We start from the raw sequence: 3,096 nt of genomic DNA on the forward strand, positions 1-3,096 counted from the left end.
TTAGTAAATTTCTTAAACATTTAAACTAAGGTGAGTTGCGTTTAAAAGCAGCTAAATTGCAGTGTTTAAGATTAAAAAAACCGCCAATACAGAAAATAGACAATGACTAGGGCTTCTTTTGCCTTTTTTTTATTTGGTAAATTTCTTAATATTTATAGCTAAACGACAACCGTCATCCCGCTACTTGTTAGCGGGATCTTCTTGTTAGCGGATGAGATACCGCGAATGAATCGCGGTATGACGTAGGGCTACAGGTGTCATCCCAGTGTCAAGCACTGGAATGATATCATAGGAGCACTGCCCACTGGTGGCCCAAACTACAACGTTCGTACAGTTGTGGGCGTGATGACGGTAACATGAATTACTTTAGCCATGCAATCAGGCTCCCTAAAAACACTTTATAGCTCTTGAGTATAAAAAAAATTCCTTTAATAATAAGGCATGCTGATCAGGAATTTAATAAAACAAGCGACTAAAGTAGGAAGCAGTGAAAATGTAATACGATATATTGAGTATCTCTATCAATTTGAGAAGTTTAGAAACACATTAAACCTCACTTTATCACTAATAAAACAAAATAGGCTTTCGTTTGAAATATACCAAGAGGGATTAGTGGATATGGAAGAGGGAGTGTGTAAGACAATCAGGTCTTCCGGTGAAAATAGATATGTTATTGTACTGAGGAAGTCAAACCCATACATTATAGTGCATGAACTTTCACATATGGTTGAAAATGAGCTTAACTTAAGCCTAGAGCAGGAATTTCTCCATAAGGTTTACCAGGATATTGAGCAGAATTTAAGGCAAGCAAATGTTCTTGTGCAGAAAATTATTAGCCAAGTTATATTTAAGGAGATACAAGCTTATCAAACTGCAAAGTCACGCGCATCTGAATTGTTTGCACGCTATTTTGAGCTATTTGCTTGGGCACAAGAGGTTTATCCTAAGGATAAAGAATACTTAATTCGCACTCAAGATTTAAACAAAGTGTTCCTTGCTACTGATCAATGGAAAAAGAGCTGCCTGGATCCACAAATGATGGATAGAATAGATAAGGAAATCAAGGAATACAGCAATAAAACCGCCACTAAAGACGTAACCAAAATGCAAAGCAGTTGGACTAATAAATTTTCTCCTGGGGGCAAAAAAATTAGCTCCATATTTGGAGATGATGATTAGCTTATAGTGCAGGTTTTCCTACGTCATAGCGCAATTCATTCCACAGCTGTACGAACATTGCAATTAGCAGGTAATTTGCGCAACAGACGGTGTCATCCCAGTGCTCCGACACTGGGATCCAGCCTTTCCATAATCATCAAAACGTCGTATTTTAACATAAAACAGCTAATTTTATACTCACCAACTTAATAAAATTTCTGGATGCCAGACTGGCATGACACCCTAGTGGTAGCACAATGTTCGTACAGTTGTGCGCGGTATCTCATCCGCTAACACGTAGCGGAATGACGGTTGTCGGTAAATCTTTTAGCTATAGAAGTTAACTTTGCAGTTAACTTCTATAGCATTTCAAGATATAGTTTTTATAATAAAGTGTTCGAATATACATGAAAACCATTTTAGCTGTTGAAACAAGCTGCGACGAAACTGCAGTAGCAATTGTAAATAGTGAAAAGCAGGTCCTTGCTCACGAGATTCTTTCTCAAACAGAACACAAAAAACGCGGTGGGGTAATCCCTGAAATAGCTTCACGTGCTCATATGGAGCATTTAAGTGGTCTAATAAAAAGCGCCGTGGAAAAATCTAACCTTAACTTTTGTGACCTCAATGCAATTGCAGCAACATCAGGACCAGGACTCATAGGTGGACTAATAGTTGGTACAATAATGGCTAAAGCAATTGCGCATGTAGCACAAAAACCGTTCATTGCAGTGAATCACTTAGAAGCGCATGCATTGGTTATTAAGTTGCTGCATGAGGTAACATTTCCATTTTTAGTCCTACTAATATCAGGTGGTCACTGTCAATTTTTAATTGCACAAGATGTAGGTAAGTATATTAAACTTGGAGAAACACTTGATGATTCGTTAGGGGAAGCATTTGATAAAGTTGCTAAGATGCTGGATTTAAGCTATCCCGGAGGGCCATTAATTGAAAAGTTAGCTAAAAAAGGCAATGGTGCAAGATTTAAACTGCCAAGGGCGATGATAAAACGCTCTGGATGTAACTTTTCGTTTTCTGGAATCAAGACAGCAGTAAAAAACTTAGTGCAGAAACTCGAAATGAGCGAACAAGATGTGTGTGATATGTGTGCTTCGTTTCAAGAGTGTATTAGTGACATACTGCTGGACAGGGTTAGTAATGCGATTATTATGGCCGAATCTTTAAATATCAAAATCAATGACTTTGTGATTACCGGCGGAGTTGCAGCAAATAATTTCTTGAGAGAAAAATTGAAAAAACACACAAACTTAAATATATTTTTTCCCCCTAATAACCTATGTACAGATAATGCAGTAATGGTTGGATGGGCAGGAATTGAAAGGTTACAGAAGAATTATATAGATCCACTTAATTTTGCACCAAGGCCAAAGTGGGAGTTGGAGAGTTATTAAAAACTCTCAATTCGTAACCGTTCTTCTAAGAAACTTCCTTAACTAGCTCCTCTTGTTGCACTAAAGTATAGCCAAATTCTCGTGCCTTTTTGATCAAAAATTTTACAGCTCTCTCCTTATATCGTATTTCATAGTATTCCATTCCTTTTTTTACATATTCTTGTCCGTATTTGAGCATACTATAAAATATGCATGCTATTTTTCTTGCAATAGCTGTTATTGCTTTTGGTGCTCCTAATCGTTTTTTTAATCTTCTGTAGTATGCACCCAATGAACTTTTACTATTTCCTACAGAATTAGCAGCCATTCGAAATGCATTCGCAGCACGATTAATGACTTTACGCGTTCTTGTGCTAAACACTTTTTCTCCTGTAATTTTATTGGCAGGGCTGAGTCCTAACCACGATGAAAAGTGTTTTTCTGTTGACCATTTATTATGGTTTATACCAGTTTCTGAAATTATAGTCTGTATACTTAGTATATCAAGCCCTGGAACTTTAGTAAAATCCATACCAGTTATTCG

3 protein-coding genes are annotated in these 3,096 nt (G+C 37.1%); 2 read left to right on the forward strand and 1 reads right to left on the reverse strand.

What is annotated here, in order from left to right:
• Positions 1–441: 441 nt before the first annotated feature.
• Both OZD70_RS00320 and tsaD read left to right on the forward strand, forming a co-directional pair.
• Positions 442–1,179, forward strand: coding sequence for a WD_0702 family putative metalloprotease (locus tag OZD70_RS00320; protein WP_275020113.1), 738 nt, complete (start codon positions 442–444; stop codon positions 1,177–1,179).
• Between the two features lie 386 nt (positions 1,180–1,565).
• Complete coding sequence (gene tsaD, locus OZD70_RS00325; RefSeq protein WP_275020116.1) at positions 1,566–2,573, forward strand: tRNA (adenosine(37)-N6)-threonylcarbamoyltransferase complex transferase subunit TsaD; 1,008 nt, start codon at positions 1,566–1,568, stop codon at positions 2,571–2,573.
• A 25-nt stretch (positions 2,574–2,598) separates the two neighbouring features.
• On the opposite strand, the gene OZD70_RS00330 is transcribed toward tsaD, so the two are convergent.
• A partial coding sequence (locus OZD70_RS00330) for a transposase (protein ID WP_275020072.1) occupies positions 2,599–3,096 on the reverse strand: 498 nt, incomplete at its 5' end.

This window comes from Wolbachia endosymbiont of Drosophila tsacasi (assembly GCF_028982115.1).
GTDB classification, from domain to species: Bacteria; Pseudomonadota; Alphaproteobacteria; order Rickettsiales; family Anaplasmataceae; genus Wolbachia; species Wolbachia pipientis_B.